We start from the raw sequence: 14351 nt of genomic DNA, 5'->3' as shown, positions 1-14351 counted from the left end.
CCATGGACCAAGGCCTGCGCTTCGCCATCCGCGAAGGCGGCCGCACCGTCGGCGCCGGCGTGGTGGCCAAGATCGTCGAGTAATCGATCGATCTAGCTTCGGCTGAGAATGCGAAGGCCCCGGAGAGCAATCTCCGGGGCCTTTTGCTATTGGGGCTCGATCATTGGACCGGAAGATCCGATAGTGCTCGCCACAAGACTCATCTTCGGTTGAGCCGAGCGGAGGAATGGAAGATGGCGCGCGACAGATCGTTGATCGGGGACCAATTCAGGGGCCTGCCCATGGAAGATCTCATCGGAGGTCCTCTGTTCGCGACGCCTGCCGCTCAGGAGGCCATGGCCAGAGCCCAGGCCGAGTTTCTGGCCATGGCGGCGACGTCGCCCAGCGAGGATCCAGACCAGGATCCCGACGCCTAGGGATTTGCTCGCCGACCTCGGCGCGGTCTGGTCCCGGTCGCCTAGGCCATTGTCACCGGCTCGGACAGATAGGCGTGGATGGCGGCGACCACCTGGGCGCCTTCCCCGACCGCCGCGGCCACGCGCTTGACCGAGCCGGCGCGCACGTCGCCGATCGCGAACACGCCGTGGCGGCTGGTCTGCAGGGGCGGATGCCCCGGAGCCAGGTCCTGGCCGGTGCGCACGAAGCCGCGGTTGTCGAGCTCCACGTGGCACTGGTCCAGCCAGGACGTGTTGGGCGCGGCTCCGATGAACAGGAACAGGTGGCTGATCTCGCAGCGCTCCTCCTCGCCGGTGTCGAGATCGCGGTGGCGGATCGCGCGCAGCTGACCGTCCTCGCCCTCCAGCGCGACGATCTCGTTGCGGGTGACCACCTCGATATTGGGCAGGCTGTTGATCCGGTCGATCAGGTAGCGCGACATGCTGGCGTCCAGGCTCTTGCCGCGGATCACCAGCCAGACCTTGGCCACCTGGCTGGCCAGATAGACCGCCGCCTGGCCCGCCGAATTGCCGGCTCCGACCAGCGCCACCTCCTGACCCGCGCACAGCTTGGCCTCGAGCGGCGAGGCCCAATAGTGGACGCTGCTGCCTTCGAACTGGTCCAGATTGGCCACGTCCAGCCGCCGGTAGCGGGCGCCGCTGGCGATCACCACGGTCTTTGCCTGGGTGGTCTCCCCGCTGACCAGCTTCAGGTTATAGCCGCCGAGGCCGTCATCGCCGTCGCAGTCCAGCGTCGCCACCTCGTCGGGAATGGCCAGGTTGGCGCCGAACTTCTGGGCCTGGTTGTAGGCGCGGGCCATCAGGGCCATGCCCGAGACGCCGGTGGGGAAGCCCAGATAGTTCTCGATGCGCGCCGAGGCCCCGGCCTGGCCGCCGAACGCCCGGGTGTCCAGCACCAGCACCGACAGACCCTCGGAGGCGGCGTAGACGGCGGTGGCCAGGCCCGCCGGACCGGCCCCGACCACGGCCACGTCGTAGACGCGGTTTGGGTCCAGCTCGCCGACCATGCCGATGCAACGCGCCAGCTCGCCGTTGGACGGATGGCGCAGGATCTGGCCGCCGGGGCAGAGCACGATCGGCAGCTCGGCCTCGTCGATCGAGAACCGCTGGATCAGCACCTTGGCGCAGTCGACGGTGTCGGGGTCCAGGTGCTGGTAGGGGTGGCCGTTTCGGCCGAGGAACCCGCTCAGCCGGATGACCACGCCGTCGGTGGCGCGGCCGATGATCACCGGGCCTCCAGCCCCTGTCTCCAAGAGCCCCACGCGGCGCAGGATCAGGGCGCGCATGATCCGCTCGCCAAGCTCGGCCTCGGCGATCAGCACCGCGCGCAGGCGATCGGGCTTGATCCGCAGCACTTCCAGGTCGGTCAGGGCATGGACGTCGACCAGGGACGGGCGGTTGGACAGCTGGGCCAGTTCGCCGATGAAATGGCCGGGACCGTGCTCGACGATCACGTGGCTTTCGTCATGCGCGTCGCGACGCGTGACCTGGGCCTGGCCTTCCAGCACCACCATGAGCCCAGGGGAGACCTCGCCCGCCCTGGCCAGCACGGCGCCGGCCTTGGCGTGAGCGATGTCGCCGAAGCGGCGGATGCGATCGATCTCCTCAGGGCGGAGGCTGGGGAACATTTGTTCGCGGCGGGTGTCGATGATGGCCATGGGCCTAGAGTGCTCCACCCGGGGGTTCAGGTCATGCGTCTACAGCAGGGAATTTGAACGTTTCTGTCGCCGATACTTAGGGACTATTGGAGATGGGTATGGCCAGGCGGTAGACTTCGGCCATGTCGAAACTCGCTTCCCAAAGTCGGTCCGCCATCCAATGGCGGGTGACGACCGGATCGCAGGCCATCGACCGCGCCACGCCGCAGGAAGTCGCCGTAGGTCTCTCGTTCGACGGGCGGCCGCACACGGTGCTAATGGCCACCCCGGACGACGTCGAGGACCTGGCTCGGGGCTTCACCGTGACCGAGGCGGTGGCGCGGCCGGAAGACATTATGGAGGTCGAGGTCAGGGAGACCGACCTGGGCCTCCTGGCCGACGTGAAGCTCAAGCCCGGCGCGATCCAGCGTAAGGCTCGGCCGCGCACCTTGGAGGGGCGATCCAGCTGTGGGCTCTGCGGCGTGCAGCGCCTGGCCGACGCCGTGCGGCCGCTGCCGCGGCTGGAGGGCGCGGCGAGGGTCTCGCACCAGGCGGTGCAGCGGGCGGTCGACGCCCTGGGCGACGTCCAGGCCCTGGGCCGCCTGACCCGGGCCACCCACGCGGCGGCCTTCGCGGACGGGAAGGGCGCGCTGGTCATGATCCGCGAGGATGTCGGCCGCCACAACGCCCTGGACAAGCTGGCCGGGGCCATGGCCCGCGAGGCGCGCGACGCCTCTGAAGGTTTCGTGCTGGTCACCAGCCGCTGCTCGTTCGAGATGGTGGAGAAAACCGTGCGGATGGGGTGTTCGATCCTGGTGGCGGTGTCGGCGCCGACCGACCTGGCGATCCGCCGAGCCGAGGAGGCGGGCCTGACCCTGGTCGCCCTGGCCCGCGCTGACGGCCACACCGTCTTCACCTATGCCGAGCGCCTGCTCGACGCCGCGCCGGAGCTGGTCTGATGGCCAAGGACGAGATCGACCAGGCCAACGCCAAGATCCCCGGCATCCATCGCTATGACAACGCCGCAGGCGGCTGGGGCGCGCTCAAGGCGGTGGCCGGGGCTCTGACCGACCAGGCGACGGTGATCGAGGGCGGCAAGACCCTGCTGCGCGCCAACCAGCCGGAAGGCTTCGATTGCCCCGGCTGCGCCTGGCCCGATCCCAAGCACACCAGCTCGTTCGAGTTCTGCGAGAACGGAGCCAAGGCCGTGGCCTGGGAGGCGACGACCAAGCGCGCCACGCCCGAGGTTTTCGCGGCCCACACGGTGACCGAGTTCAAGACCTGGAGCGACCACGCCCTGGAGGACCTGGGCCGACTGACCCATCCCATGGCCTATGACCGGGCGTCGGACCGCTACGTGCCGATCACCTGGGACGAGGCCTTCACGCGGACCGCCGACGCCCTGCGCGCGCTGGACCATCCCAATCAGGCGGAGTTCTACGCCTCGGGCCGGGCCTCCAACGAGGCGGCGTTCCTGTTCCAGTTGCTGGGCCGACGGGTGGGAACCAACAATTTCCCCGACTGCTCCAACATGTGCCACGAGCCGACCAGCGTCGGCCTGCCGGACTCGATCGGCATGGGCAAGGGTTCGGTGACGCTGGAGGACTTCGACCAGGCCGACCTGATCCTCAGCTTCGGCCACAACCCCGGCACCAACCATCCGCGGATGATGACCACCCTGCGTGACGCCTCGAAACGCGGGGCGACGATCCTGGCCTTCAACCCGTTGAAGGAGCGGGCGCTGGAGAAGTTCGCCGCGCCGCAGGATCCGGTCGAGATGGCGACGCTGTCCTCGACCCCGATTGCCTCGGCGTATTACCAGTTGACCGTCGGCGGCGACGCCATGGCCGTGCAGGGCATGATGAAGGCGGTGCTGGTCCTGGACGCCGACAGCCAAGGCACGGTCCTGGACCGTGATTTCATTGCTGAGCACACTCAGGGCTTCGAGGCGCTGAAGGCCGTCGTCGAGGATCTGAGCTGGGACGAGATCGAGGCGGGCTCGGGCCTGTCGCGGGCCCAGATCGAGGAGGCGGCCAGGGCCTATGCGAACGCCAAGGCCACGATCCTTTGCTACGGCATGGGCCTGACCCAGCACCGCAGTTCGTCCAGCACCGTGCAGCAGCTGGTCAATCTGTTGCTGCTGAAGGGAAATATCGGCCGGCCGGGGGCGGGGATCTGTCCGTTGCGGGGCCATTCCAATGTCCAGGGCGACCGAACGGTGGGGATCTGGGAAAAGCCCTCGGCGGCGTTCCTGGACTCCATGGATCGGGTGTTCGCCTTCAAGTCGCCGCGCGAGCACGGCCACACCGTGGTCGAGACGATCGCGGCCATGGAGGCCGGCGAGACCAAGGTGTTCGTGGGGCTGGGCGGCAATTTCGCCGTCGCCGCGCCTGATCCGACCCGCACCCACGCGGCGATCCAGAAGGCGGGGCTAACGGTCCACGTCGCCACCAAGCTGAACCGCACCCACCTGCTGCACGGCGCCGAGAGCCTGCTGCTGCCGTGCCTGGGCCGCACCGAGATCGACCTGCAGGCCGGCGGCCGCCAGGCGGTGACGGTCGAGGACTCGATGTCGATGGTCCACGCCTCGCGCGGCCTGAACCCTCCAGCCTCCGACCAGCTGAAATCCGAGCCGGCGATCATCGCAGGAATAGGGGCCGCCCTGTTCGGGCCGGACGACATCGTCGACTGGCAAGGCCTGGCCGCCGACTACGACAGGATCCGCGACCTGATCGAGGCGGTCTTCCCAGATCTTTTCGCCGATTATAATGAGCGCGTCCGCCAGCCGGGCGGATTTCGCCTGCCGGTGCCGCCGTCCGATCGGATCTGGAAGACGCCCAGCGGCAAGGCCCAGTTCCTGGCCCATCGCCACGACGGCCAGGACGCCCGGCGCGGCGAGGCGGACGTCCTGCTGCTGACCACCCTGCGCAGCCATGACCAGTACAACACCACCATCTACGGACAGAACGATCGCTATCGGGGGGTGTTCGGCCGCCGTGACGTGGTCTTCGCCCATCCCGCCGACATCGCCGCGCGCGGCCTGAAGGCGGGCGATTGCATCGACCTGACGGCCGCTTTCGACGACACGGGGCGGCGGGCCGTGCGTGGCTTCACCCTGGTGGAGCGGGACATTCCGCGCGGCTGCCTGGCGGCCTATTATCCCGAGACCAACGTCCTGGTGGCGCTGGAGGATCACGATCGGCGCAGCGGTACGCCGGCCTACAAGTCCGTGCCGGTGCGGCTGGCGGCCAGCGCCAATTGAGGCCCGATCATGACAAGCGGGTCATGACCTCGAATTAAGTCGTTTCTCGATAAACGCGCGGCTAGCTTTCCCTCAACGACACTTTGTTTCGAGGGAACAACGGATGCGCGCTCTTCTGCTTCTGACCACGGCCGCCGCTCTGGGCTTCGCCGGCGCGGCTTGCGCCGATCCGTCCATCAAGTTCAAGGACGCTGTCGCTCGGGTCGAGGTGATCCCCGAGGCGCGGACCGACGTGAAGGTCGAATTTCTGACCACCAACCAGAGCCTGCCGCTGAGCATTCGCCAGAACGGCTCCGACGTCACGGTCGACGGCGGCCTGCGGATGAACCGCATCAACGGCTGCAATACAGTGATGGGCAAGCGCGTGGTTCATGTGCGCGGCGTCGGCGACGTGAAATGGGATGACATCCCGCAGGTCGTGGTGCGCGTGCCGATGGACGCCGAGGTCGCGGCCGCCGGCGCGGTGTTCGGCAATATCGGCCGCACCGAGCACCTGGAGCTCTCCAACGCGGGCTGCGGCGATTGGACGGTTGCCAATGTTCGGGGCAAGTTCGAACTGAACCAGGCCGGCTCGGGTGACACCAAGGCCGGCAGCGCTGGCTCCGCCGAGATCAACATCGCCGGCTCGGGCGATGTGAGGACCCAGGAGATCGGCGGCGACCTGGAGATCAATATCGCCGGTTCGGGCGGGGTGACCGCCGCCAGCGTCAACGGCAAGCTCGAGGCCAGCATCGCCGGCTCCGGCGACGTGACCGTCAGCGGCGGCCGCTCGCGCTCGGTCGAGGTCAGCATCATGGGCTCGGGCGACGTGGTGTTCGACGGCGAGGCCGCCAATGTCGAGGTCTCGGTGGCCGGCTCGGGCGACGTTCGCATCGCCAAGGCGACCGGGGCGGTGAGCAAGCATGTGGCCGGCTCGGGCGACGTGATCATCGGCCGCTAGTCGCCCAACCCCGCTCACGCTGCATATATATAAAGTGAAACGCCCCGGAGCCGAAGCTCCGGGGCGTTTCTTTGTCCGCTGAAGGCGAACGGCGCGCTTTTGAGCGGACGCCGAAGCCGAACAGGGTGTCGGCGTCGATCAGGTCGGCGCCCGAACGGTCGCGGGTCTTCAGGCTGCCGCCGAAGGTGTAGCGGAAGCCAACCTTCACGGCTTCGGCGTTCAGGTCCGCCAGGTCCTTGGACTCGGTGTGGGTGTACTTGCCGAAGGTCGACCAGCCGGTGTTGGCGAACTTGTATTCGCCGCCGACATTGACGTCCCAGATGTCGGCGTTCAGGCCGGCGTCGCGGTCCAGGTTCGTGTAGCCGGCGCCGGCGTCCAGACGGAAGTCGTCCGAGACGAAGTAGCGGGCTTCACCGCGCACGGCGTACAGGTCGGCGTCCAGGTCGTTCGACTGGCCGTAGGCGACTTGGCCGTTGAGGGTGACCTTGTCGAAGTACTTGGAGGCTTCAGCGCCGACGGCCCACAGGGTGTCGTTCGACGGACGCGCCAGGGCGGCGAAGCCGCCGACGCGGACGGTGTCGCCGGCGACCAGGGTCGTGGCGTGAGCGGCGGTCGAGGCGACGGTTTCATCGCTCAGGTCGTTGTCGCTGACCGAGACGTTGCCGTTCAGGGTCACGGTCCAGGTACCGGTCGGGATGGCGACGTTGCCGTCGACCTTCACCGAGGTGCCGTCGGCGTCGACGCCGGTGGCCTTGACGTCGTTGTAGTTCACGGCGGCGCCGATCGAGCCGACGTTCTGAGCAAAGGCAGGAGCCGAGACGGCCAGCGCCAGGACGGCGGCGGCGGCAAAGAGTTGGGTCTTCATAGTGGGTAATCCCCTTACTGTGTGGCCTCGATCGGCGCCCGGTCGTTTTGGGGAGGGCCGAGCGTCCGTCGAGGAGGGGCGGATTTATGGAGCTTCGCCCTAGGCAACAAGGCCGTGCGATGCGGTCAGCGGCGAATTGATGCAGTTTTATGACACTTGCGGAGGCGGGTTAACGTTCCTATCGCACACGCTAGCACGTTCATGCTCCTATACGCCGCGTTTCGGGCATGTTTCATGTTTCAGCGTTCTTTTAGTGGGCCAGGTCTCCCCTTGGACCCTCCCGGCGAAAGCCCAGGCCGAACCGAGACCCCCGGGGTCGCCTGAAGCATGATCAGGCTTGGCCTTGGGCCCAGCTTTCGGCGGGATGAACGGCGAAGAGGGGAGGGTGCGGGATGTCGTACGCTCATCCCCGAAACTGGCCCGCGAACCGCTTGACGAAACCGATTCACACACGTAAAAGCCCCCCTCTGTTGGACCGGCTGTGAGCTTTCGGGCTTAGACGCGGTCCGCGAACGACTGCCGATCGCGCCTTTTTGGGCGCAGTTTTCAGTCACCGGCCCTCACGGGAGACCGTGCGGGCCAATTTGTTTTGCGGACGCTGCGTTCGGACCCCTCGCGGGGACCGAGTTGGTCTTTGAAATGGTTCGAGACGCGGGCGCAGCCCACTAGGAAACCGAGCGATATGGATCGTCAGAACATCCGCATCCGGCTCAAGGCCTTCGATCACCGCGTGTTGGATCATTCCACGCGCGAGATCGTGAACACGGCCAAGCGCACGGGTGCGACGGTACGGGGCCCGATCCCCCTGCCCACGCTTATCGAGAAATTCACGGTCAACCGCTCGCCGCACGTCGACAAGAAGTCGCGCGAGCAGTTCGAGATCCGCACGCACAAGCGCGTCCTCGACATCGTTGATCCGACTCCGCAGACCGTGGACGCGCTGATGAAGCTCGACCTGTCGGCCGGCGTCGACGTCGAAATCAAGCTGTAAGGAGGGCCGAACAGATGACTCTCCCCGCTAATCGTACTGGCGTGATCGCCAAGAAGCTGGGCATGACCCGCTTCTTCGATGAAACCGGACAGCACGTCCCGGTCACCGTCCTGTCGCTGGATGGTTGCCAGGTCACGGCTCAGCGCACCGTTGAGAAGGATGGCTACACCGCCCTCCAGCTCGGCGCCGGCGCCAAGAAGCCGAAGAACACCCCGAACGCCATGCGCGGTCACTTCGCCAAGAACTCGGTCGAGCCCAAGCGGATCGTCGCCGAATTCCGGGTCGATGAAGCCGCTCTGATCGAAGTGGGCGCGGAATTCACCGCCGACCACTACGTCGCCGGCCAGAAGGTCGACATCCAGGGCATCACCGTCGGTAAGGGTTTTGCCGGCGCTATGAAGCGCTGGAACTTCGGCGGTCTGCGCGCCACCCACGGCGTCTCGGTCTCGCACCGTTCGCACGGCTCGACGGGCAACCGCCAAGATCCGGGCCGTACGTTCCCGGGCAAGAAGATGGCCGGTCACCTGGGTCAGGAAACGGTCACCACCCTGAACGTCACCGTTTGGAAAGTGGACGTCGAACGCGGCCTGATCCTGGTCAAGGGCGCTGTCCCCGGCTCGGAAGGCTCGTACGTCAAGGTTCGCGACGCGATCAAGAAGGCCGCTCCGGCCGACCTGCCGCGTCCGGGCGCCTTCCGCAAGGCTGGCCAGGCTCCGGCCGCCGCCGCTGAAACCCCCGCTGAGGAAGCCCCCGCGGCGACGACCGAAGAGGGCGAAGGCTAATGAAACTCGACGTCATCAAACTGGACGGCGGCAAGGCCGGCTCCGTTGATCTCGACGACGCCATCTTTGGCATCGCCGACATCCGCGGCGACATCCTGCAGCGCGTCGTGACCTGGCAGCTGGCCAAGCGCCGCTCCGGGAACCACAAGATTCAGGTCCGCAACGAGGTCTCTCGTACGGGCAAGAAGATGTACAAGCAAAAGGGCACCGGCTCGGCCCGTCACGGTTCGCGCCGTGCGGCTCAGTTCGTCGGCGGCGCCAAGGCCCACGGCCCTGTCGTCCGCAGCCACGCGTTCGATCTTCCCAAGAAGATCCGCGCCATGGCTCTGCGCCACGCTCTGTCCTCGAAGGCCAAGGCCGGCTCGATCATCGTGCTGGACAACGCCGTTCTGACCGATCCGAAGACGGCCGCCCTGCGCGCCAACTTCGACAAGATCGGCCTGAAGAACGCGCTGGTCATCGCGGGTCCGGAAGTGGACGGCAACTTCAAGCTCGCCGCCCGCAACATTCCGAACATCGACGTGCTGCCGAACGCCGGCCTGAACGTCTATGACGTGCTGCGTCGCCACACCCTGGTCCTGACGAAGGACGCGGTGGAAGCGATCTCGGCCCGTTTCGCTGAGAAGGAAGCCGCCTGATGGCCGCAACCGCCCGCCACTACGACACGATCCTGTCGCCGGTGATCACCGAGAAGGCCACCCTGCTCAGCGAGCAGAACAAGGTTGTCTTCCGCGTGTCCGCCGATGCGTCGAAGGACGAAATCGCCGCCGCAGTCGAAGAGCTGTTCAAGGTCAAGGTCACCAAGGTCAACACCCTGGTCACCAAGGGCAAGACCAAGCGCTTCCGTGGCATCATCGGACGTCGCTCCGATGTCAAAAAAGCCATCGTGACCCTGGCCGAAGGCCAGTCGATCGACATCACGACGGGGCTCTAATCAGATGGCCTTGAAGCATTACAATCCGACTAGCCCGGGCCAACGCGGCCTGGTGCTGATCGACCGCAGCGAGCTCCACAAGGGCCGCCCGGAAAAGAAGCTGGTCGAAGGTCTGACCAAGTCGGGCGGTCGTGGCGGCAATGGCCGCATCGCGGTCCGCTTCCGCGGCGGCGGCGCCAAGCGCCTGTACCGTCTGGTCGACTTCAAGCGTCGCAAGCAAGGCGTGGCCACGGTCGTTCGTCTTGAGTACGATCCCAACCGCACCGCCTTCATCGCCCTGATCAAGTATCAGGCCGACGGCGAGCTGGCCTACATCCTGGCCCCGCAACGCCTGAGCCCCGGCGACGAAGTCGTCACCGCGGACAAGGTCGACGTGAAGCCGGGCAACACCTCGCCGCTGCGGACCATGCCGATCGGCACGATCATCCACAACGTCGAGCTGAAGCCCGCCAAGGGCGGTCAGATCGCTCGTTCGGCTGGGGCCTACGCCCAGCTGGTCGGTCGTGACGCCGGCTACGCCCAGATCCGCCTGAACTCGGGCGAGCTGCGCATGGTCCTGGACACCTGCCTGGCCACCGTCGGCGCCGTGTCCAACCCCGACCACTCGAACCAGAACCTCGGCAAGGCCGGTCGTTCGCGTCACATGGGTCGTCGTCCTCACGTTCGCGGCGTCGCCATGAACCCGGTCGACCACCCCCACGGCGGCGGCGAAGGCCGCACCTCGGGCGGTCGTAACCCGGTGACCCCGGCCGGCAAGCCGACCAAGGGCGCCAAGACCCGCGTCAACAAGGCCACGGATAAGTTCATCATCCGTTCGCGCCACAAAGCGAAAAAGGGCCGCTAAGCCATGACCCGCTCCGTCTGGAAAGGCCCGTTTGTCGACGGGTACCTCCTGAAGAAGGCCGACGCCGCGCTGGCGTCGGGCCGCAAGGACGTCATCAAGACCTGGTCGCGTCGCTCGACCATCATGCCGCAGTTCGTCGGCTTGGTGTTCGGCGTGCACAACGGTCAAAAGCACGTTCCCGTCTCCGTGTCGGAAGACATGGTCGGCATGAAGTTCGGTGAGTTCGCACCCACCCGCAACTTCCCCGGCCACGCCGCCGACAAGAAGGCGAAGAGGAAGTAGGCCATGAGCCAAGCTAAACAACCTCGCCGCCTGCCGGCTAATGAAGCGATGTGCAAGGTTCGCACCTTGCGCACCAGCGCCCGCAAGCTGAACCTGGTCGCTCAGTCCATTCGTGGTCTGAACGTCCAGCGCGCTCTGAACGAGCTCGAATTCAGCCACAAGCGCATCGCTCAAGACGTCCGCAAGGCGCTGTACTCGGCGATCTCCAACGCCGAGAACAACCACAACCTCGACATCGACTCGCTGGTCGTCGCCGAGGCCTATGTGGGCAAGAACCTGGTGATGAAGCGCTTCTCGCCGCGTGCTCGCGGTCGGGCCACGCGCGTTGAAAAGCCGTTCTCTGAGATCACCATCGTGGTCCGCGAACTGGGTGAGGCCGCCTGATGGGTCAGAAAGTCAATCCGGTCGGGCTGCGGCTCGGCGTAAACCGTACCTGGGACAGCCGTTGGTTCGCCGACGGCGAACAGTACGGCAAGCTCCTGCACCAGGACCTCGCGGTCCGTGCGATGCTCAAGAAGCGCCTGTATCAAGCCGGCGTCTCGCGCATCATCATCGAGCGTCCGCACAAGAAGTGCCGCGTCACGATCTATGCCGCCCGTCCGGGCGTCATCATCGGCAAGAAGGGCGCTGACATCGACAAGCTCCGCAAGGACCTGTCGGTGATGACGGAAGGCGAGGTTCACCTGAACATCGTCGAGATCCGCAAGCCCGAAACCGATGCGCAGCTGGTGGCCGAGTCCATCGCCCAGCAGCTCGAGCGTCGTATCGCCTTCCGTCGCGCCATGAAGCGGTCGATCCAATCGGCCGTCCGTCTCGGCGCCAAGGGCATCCGCATCAACGTGTCGGGCCGCCTCGGCGGCGCGGAAATCGCGCGGATGGAATGGTATCGCGAAGGTCGCGTGCCGCTCCACACCCTGCGCGCCGACATCGACTACGGTTTCGCGGAAGCCAAGACCACCTACGGCATCATCGGCGTGAAGACCTGGATCTTCAAAGGCGAAGTGCTGGAGCATGACCCGATGGCGCTCGACAAGCGTCTCGCCACTGAATCCGGCCCGGCCGGCGAAGGTGGTGGGCGCGAGCGCGGCGATCGTCCCGACCGGGGCGACCGCGGCCGTCGCGATCGGGGCTAAGGATAGAGCGCTATGCTGTCACCGAAAAAAACCAAGTATCGCAAGCAGTTCAAGGGCCGCATCCACGGCACCTCGAAGGGCGGCACCCTGCTGAACTTCGGTTCGTACGGCCTCAAGGCTGTTGAGCCGGAACGCATCACCGCGCGTCAGATCGAAGCGGCTCGTCGGGCGATCACTCGCCAGATGAAGCGCCAAGGTCGCGTGTGGATCCGCATCTTCCCCGACGTGCCGGTCACCGGCAAGCCGGCCGAAGTCCGGATGGGTAAGGGCAAGGGCGCCGTGGACCACTGGGCCGCTCGCGTGGCTCCGGGCCGCATCATGTTCGAAATCGACGGCGTGCCGGACGATATCGCTCGCGAAGCCCTGCGCCTTGGCGCGGCCAAGCTGCCGATCCGTACCCGTGTCGTCACCCGCATCGACGCTGGTGCGGCTCTGGAGGCCGAAGCGGCATGACCAAGATCCAAGACATCCGGGGCATGACCCCTGACCAACTCGCCGAGCAACTGCTCAACCTGAAGAAGGAGCAGTTCAACCTGCGCTTCCAGGCCGCGACCGGTCAGGTGGAAAAGACCCACCGCGTCGGCGAGATCCGCAAGGACATCGCCCGCATCAAGACCGTGCTGCGCGCCAAGGCCGCGGCTTAAGGAGAACGATATGCCCAAGCGTATCCTCGAAGGGGTTGTCGTCTCCGATAAGGGCGACAAGACCGTAGTGGTTAAGGTTGAACGGACCATCGTTCACCCGCTGCTGAAGAAGATCGTGCGTCGGTCCAAGAAGTACCACGCGCACGATGAGAGCAATGCGTACAAGGCGGGCGAAATCGCCCGTATCATCGAGTGCGCTCCGAAGTCCAAGCTGAAGACCTGGGAAGTCCTTCCCAAGGCTTCTGCTTAATCTGGAAGGTTTGAACCATGATCCAGATGCAAACTAACCTGGAAGTCGCCGACAACTCCGGCGCTCGCCGGGTCATGTGCATCAAGGTGCTGGGTGGCGCAGGTCGTCGCTACGCCAGCGTCGGTGACGTGATCGTCGTGTCCGTGAAGGAAGCTATTCCCCGCGGCCGCGTGAAGAAGGGTGACGTGCTTCGCGCCGTCGTCGTTCGCGTGAACCAAGGCATGAAGCGTAAGGACGGGTCGCTGATCCGTTTCGACAAGAACGCCGCGGTCATCGTCAACAAGCAGAGCGAGCCGGTCGGCACGCGGATCTTCGGCCCGGTTCCTCGCGAACTGCGCGCCAAGAACCACATGAAGATCATCTCCCTCGCCCCCGAGGTGCTGTAATGGCTGCCAAGATTAAGAAGGGCGACCGCGTTGTCGTCCTGGCCGGCAAGGACAAGGGCAAGCAAGGCGCTGTGACCCAGGTTCTCCCCAAGGAGAACCGCGTCCTGGTGCAAGGCGTGAACCTGGTTCAACGCCACACCAAGGCCACCCAAGCTGATCCGCAAGGCGGCATCAAGAGCAAGGAAGCGACCCTGCACGTCTCGAACGTGTCGCTGGTCGATTCCAACGGCAAGGCCACCCGCGTCGGCTTCAAGATCGAAGGCGACAAGAAGGTGCGCTTCGCCAAGACCACGGGCGAGGTGATCAATGGTTGATCAAGCTTACGAGCCGCGGCTGAAGTCCGAATATCGCGCGCGCATCCGCGCCGCGATGAAGGAACAGTTCGGCTACACGAACGAAATGCAGATCCCCAAGCTGGACAAGATCGTCCTGAACATGGGCATCGGCGAAGCTGTGGCCGACTCCAAGAAGGCCCAGACCGCGCTGAAGGATCTGATGGCTATCGCCGGCCAGAAGCCGGTCGCCACGAAGGCCCGCAAGTCGATCGCCGGCTTCAAGCTGCGCGAAGGCATGGTGGTCGGCGGTAAGGTGACCCTCCGCAAGGACCGGATGTACGAATTCCTCGACCGCCTGGTCACGATCGCGCTGCCGCGCGTGAAGGACTTCCGCGGCCTGAACGGCAAGAGCTTCGACGGCCGTGGCAACTACGCCATGGGCCTGAAGGAGCACCTGGTGTTCCCGGAAATCAACTATGACCAGATCGATCAGATGTGGGGCATGGATATCGTTGTCTGCACCACGGCGCCGACCGACAAGGAAGCTAAGGCGCTTCTGAAGCACTTCCAATTCCCGTTCACGTCGTAAGCGGGCAGAGAGATAACATGGCAAAGAAAAGCGCTGTAAACCGCAACGAGATGGTCAAGAAGCTGGTGGCTCAATACGCCCC

21 protein-coding genes are annotated in these 14351 nt (G+C 65.7%); 19 read left to right on the top strand and 2 right to left on the bottom strand.

Annotation, left to right across the window (positions count from 1 at the left end):
• A partial coding sequence (locus WAL33_RS12645) for a hypothetical protein (protein WP_082464997.1) occupies nt 1-83 on the top strand: 83 nt, incomplete at its 5' end.
• A gap of 198 nt (nt 84-281) precedes the next feature.
• Nucleotides 282-416, top strand: coding sequence for a hypothetical protein (locus tag WAL33_RS12640; RefSeq protein ID WP_422181903.1), 135 nt, complete (start codon nt 282-284; stop codon nt 414-416).
• A 41-nt stretch (nt 417-457) separates the two neighbouring features.
• Here WAL33_RS12640 and WAL33_RS12635 read toward each other — a convergent pair whose 3' ends face one another.
• A complete protein-coding gene (locus WAL33_RS12635; protein ID WP_422181902.1) occupies nt 458-2113 on the bottom strand; it encodes an FAD-dependent oxidoreductase in 1656 nt (551 codons plus the stop codon).
• A gap of 122 nt (nt 2114-2235) precedes the next feature.
• Between WAL33_RS12635 and fdhD the strand changes: the two genes are divergently transcribed.
• The 3 genes from fdhD (at nt 2236) to WAL33_RS12620 (ending at nt 6294) form a co-directional block, all read left to right on the top strand.
• The gene (gene fdhD / locus WAL33_RS12630; RefSeq protein ID WP_422181901.1) at nt 2236-3051 is read left to right on the top strand and encodes a formate dehydrogenase accessory sulfurtransferase FdhD; all 816 of its coding nucleotides are present in this window, start codon (nt 2236-2238) and stop codon (nt 3049-3051) included.
• Complete coding sequence (locus tag WAL33_RS12625; protein WP_422181900.1) at nt 3051-5354, top strand: FdhF/YdeP family oxidoreductase; 2304 nt, start codon at nt 3051-3053, stop codon at nt 5352-5354. Before fdhD ends, WAL33_RS12625 begins: the two co-directional genes overlap by 1 nt.
• Before the next feature lie 103 nt (nt 5355-5457).
• Nucleotides 5458-6294 (top strand): GIN domain-containing protein, encoded by an 837-nt coding sequence (locus WAL33_RS12620; protein WP_422181899.1) that lies wholly within the window; start codon nt 5458-5460, stop codon nt 6292-6294.
• Here the strand turns inward: WAL33_RS12620 and WAL33_RS12615 are convergent.
• Nucleotides 6281-7159 carry a hypothetical protein gene (locus WAL33_RS12615; protein ID WP_422181898.1) on the bottom strand — a complete coding sequence of 293 codons (879 nt, stop codon included), beginning with the start codon at nt 7157-7159 and terminating at the stop codon, nt 6281-6283. The genes WAL33_RS12620 and WAL33_RS12615 overlap by 14 nt on opposite strands.
• 682 nt (nt 7160-7841) lie before the next feature.
• On the opposite strand from WAL33_RS12615, the gene rpsJ reads away from it, so the two are divergent.
• From rpsJ to rplE, 14 genes are read left to right on the top strand one after another with little or no spacing between them, the layout of a single operon-like run.
• Entirely contained in the window at nt 7842-8150 is a 309-nt protein-coding gene (gene rpsJ / locus WAL33_RS12610; RefSeq protein WP_004616952.1) for a 30S ribosomal protein S10, read from the top strand.
• A 14-nt stretch (nt 8151-8164) separates the two neighbouring features.
• Entirely contained in the window at nt 8165-8932 is a 768-nt protein-coding gene (gene rplC / locus WAL33_RS12605) for a 50S ribosomal protein L3 (protein ID WP_422181897.1), read from the top strand.
• Nucleotides 8932-9570, top strand: a complete 639-nt coding sequence (gene rplD, locus WAL33_RS12600; RefSeq protein WP_422181896.1) for a 50S ribosomal protein L4 — start codon at nt 8932-8934, stop codon at nt 9568-9570. Before rplC ends, rplD begins: the two co-directional genes overlap by 1 nt.
• On the top strand, nt 9570-9866 hold the full coding sequence (locus WAL33_RS12595; RefSeq protein ID WP_007662755.1) for a 50S ribosomal protein L23: 297 nt from the start codon (nt 9570-9572) through the stop codon (nt 9864-9866). Before rplD ends, WAL33_RS12595 begins: the two co-directional genes overlap by 1 nt.
• A gap of 4 nt (nt 9867-9870) precedes the next feature.
• On the top strand, nt 9871-10710 hold the full coding sequence (rplB, locus tag WAL33_RS12590; RefSeq protein ID WP_422181895.1) for a 50S ribosomal protein L2: 840 nt from the start codon (nt 9871-9873) through the stop codon (nt 10708-10710).
• A gap of 3 nt (nt 10711-10713) precedes the next feature.
• Nucleotides 10714-10992 (top strand): 30S ribosomal protein S19, encoded by a 279-nt coding sequence (gene rpsS / locus WAL33_RS12585; RefSeq protein ID WP_012285669.1) that lies wholly within the window; start codon nt 10714-10716, stop codon nt 10990-10992.
• A gap of 3 nt (nt 10993-10995) precedes the next feature.
• Complete coding sequence (rplV, locus tag WAL33_RS12580; RefSeq protein WP_012285670.1) at nt 10996-11376, top strand: 50S ribosomal protein L22; 381 nt, start codon at nt 10996-10998, stop codon at nt 11374-11376.
• Complete coding sequence (rpsC, locus tag WAL33_RS12575; RefSeq protein ID WP_028041108.1) at nt 11376-12125, top strand: 30S ribosomal protein S3; 750 nt, start codon at nt 11376-11378, stop codon at nt 12123-12125. Before rplV ends, rpsC begins: the two co-directional genes overlap by 1 nt.
• A gap of 12 nt (nt 12126-12137) precedes the next feature.
• On the top strand, nt 12138-12578 hold the full coding sequence (gene rplP, locus WAL33_RS12570; RefSeq protein WP_012285672.1) for a 50S ribosomal protein L16: 441 nt from the start codon (nt 12138-12140) through the stop codon (nt 12576-12578).
• Complete coding sequence (gene rpmC, locus WAL33_RS12565) at nt 12575-12769, top strand: 50S ribosomal protein L29 (RefSeq protein WP_422181894.1); 195 nt, start codon at nt 12575-12577, stop codon at nt 12767-12769. Before rplP ends, rpmC begins: the two co-directional genes overlap by 4 nt.
• A 10-nt stretch (nt 12770-12779) precedes the next feature.
• Nucleotides 12780-13019: a 30S ribosomal protein S17 gene (gene rpsQ, locus WAL33_RS12560; protein ID WP_165186189.1), complete on the top strand. Its 240-nt coding sequence runs from the start codon at nt 12780-12782 to the stop codon at nt 13017-13019.
• 17 nt (nt 13020-13036) lie between these two features.
• Nucleotides 13037-13405: a 50S ribosomal protein L14 gene (rplN, locus tag WAL33_RS12555; protein WP_007662742.1), complete on the top strand. Its 369-nt coding sequence runs from the start codon at nt 13037-13039 to the stop codon at nt 13403-13405.
• Nucleotides 13405-13719, top strand: coding sequence for a 50S ribosomal protein L24 (rplX, locus tag WAL33_RS12550; RefSeq protein ID WP_422181893.1), 315 nt, complete (start codon nt 13405-13407; stop codon nt 13717-13719). Before rplN ends, rplX begins: the two co-directional genes overlap by 1 nt.
• The gene (gene rplE, locus WAL33_RS12545) at nt 13712-14269 is read left to right on the top strand and encodes a 50S ribosomal protein L5 (RefSeq protein ID WP_422181892.1); all 558 of its coding nucleotides are present in this window, start codon (nt 13712-13714) and stop codon (nt 14267-14269) included. The genes rplX and rplE overlap by 8 nt, the downstream gene beginning before the upstream one ends.
• The last annotated feature ends 82 nt before the right edge of the window (nt 14270-14351 follow it).

It is taken from the genome of Caulobacter sp. (assembly GCF_049283275.1).
Taxonomy (GTDB): Bacteria; Pseudomonadota; Alphaproteobacteria; order Caulobacterales; family Caulobacteraceae; genus Caulobacter.
The sequence above is the reverse complement of the archived record's forward strand: the minus strand, read 5'-3'. Positions and strand labels throughout refer to the sequence as shown.

Excerpts from the sequence above, each read along its gene's own strand:
- rplD (WP_422181896.1), top strand. The coding sequence starts at position 8,932 with ATGAAACTCGACGTCATCAAACTGGACGGCGGCAAGGCCGGCTCCGTT.
- rpsQ (WP_165186189.1), top strand. The coding sequence starts at position 12,780 with ATGCCCAAGCGTATCCTCGAAGGGGTTGTCGTCTCCGATAAGGGCGAC.
- rpsS (WP_012285669.1), top strand. The coding sequence starts at position 10,714 with ATGACCCGCTCCGTCTGGAAAGGCCCGTTTGTCGACGGGTACCTCCTG.
- rplN (WP_007662742.1), top strand. The coding sequence starts at position 13,037 with ATGATCCAGATGCAAACTAACCTGGAAGTCGCCGACAACTCCGGCGCT.
- WAL33_RS12620 (WP_422181899.1), top strand. The coding sequence starts at position 5,458 with ATGCGCGCTCTTCTGCTTCTGACCACGGCCGCCGCTCTGGGCTTCGCC.
- WAL33_RS12625 (WP_422181900.1), top strand. The coding sequence starts at position 3,051 with ATGGCCAAGGACGAGATCGACCAGGCCAACGCCAAGATCCCCGGCATC.
- WAL33_RS12635 (WP_422181902.1), bottom strand. The coding sequence starts at position 2,113 with ATGGCCATCATCGACACCCGCCGCGAACAAATGTTCCCCAGCCTCCGC.
- WAL33_RS12615 (WP_422181898.1), bottom strand. The coding sequence starts at position 7,159 with ATGAAGACCCAACTCTTTGCCGCCGCCGCCGTCCTGGCGCTGGCCGTC.
- rplP (WP_012285672.1), top strand. The coding sequence starts at position 12,138 with ATGCTGTCACCGAAAAAAACCAAGTATCGCAAGCAGTTCAAGGGCCGC.
- rplB (WP_422181895.1), top strand. The coding sequence starts at position 9,871 with ATGGCCTTGAAGCATTACAATCCGACTAGCCCGGGCCAACGCGGCCTG.
- rpsC (WP_028041108.1), top strand. The coding sequence starts at position 11,376 with ATGGGTCAGAAAGTCAATCCGGTCGGGCTGCGGCTCGGCGTAAACCGT.
- rpsJ (WP_004616952.1), top strand. The coding sequence starts at position 7,842 with ATGGATCGTCAGAACATCCGCATCCGGCTCAAGGCCTTCGATCACCGC.
- fdhD (WP_422181901.1), top strand. The coding sequence starts at position 2,236 with ATGTCGAAACTCGCTTCCCAAAGTCGGTCCGCCATCCAATGGCGGGTG.
- rplX (WP_422181893.1), top strand. The coding sequence starts at position 13,405 with ATGGCTGCCAAGATTAAGAAGGGCGACCGCGTTGTCGTCCTGGCCGGC.
- WAL33_RS12640 (WP_422181903.1), top strand. The coding sequence starts at position 282 with ATGGAAGATCTCATCGGAGGTCCTCTGTTCGCGACGCCTGCCGCTCAG.
- rplC (WP_422181897.1), top strand. The coding sequence starts at position 8,165 with ATGACTCTCCCCGCTAATCGTACTGGCGTGATCGCCAAGAAGCTGGGC.
- rplE (WP_422181892.1), top strand. The coding sequence starts at position 13,712 with ATGGTTGATCAAGCTTACGAGCCGCGGCTGAAGTCCGAATATCGCGCG.
- rplV (WP_012285670.1), top strand. The coding sequence starts at position 10,996 with ATGAGCCAAGCTAAACAACCTCGCCGCCTGCCGGCTAATGAAGCGATG.
- rpmC (WP_422181894.1), top strand. The coding sequence starts at position 12,575 with ATGACCAAGATCCAAGACATCCGGGGCATGACCCCTGACCAACTCGCC.
- WAL33_RS12595 (WP_007662755.1), top strand. The coding sequence starts at position 9,570 with ATGGCCGCAACCGCCCGCCACTACGACACGATCCTGTCGCCGGTGATC.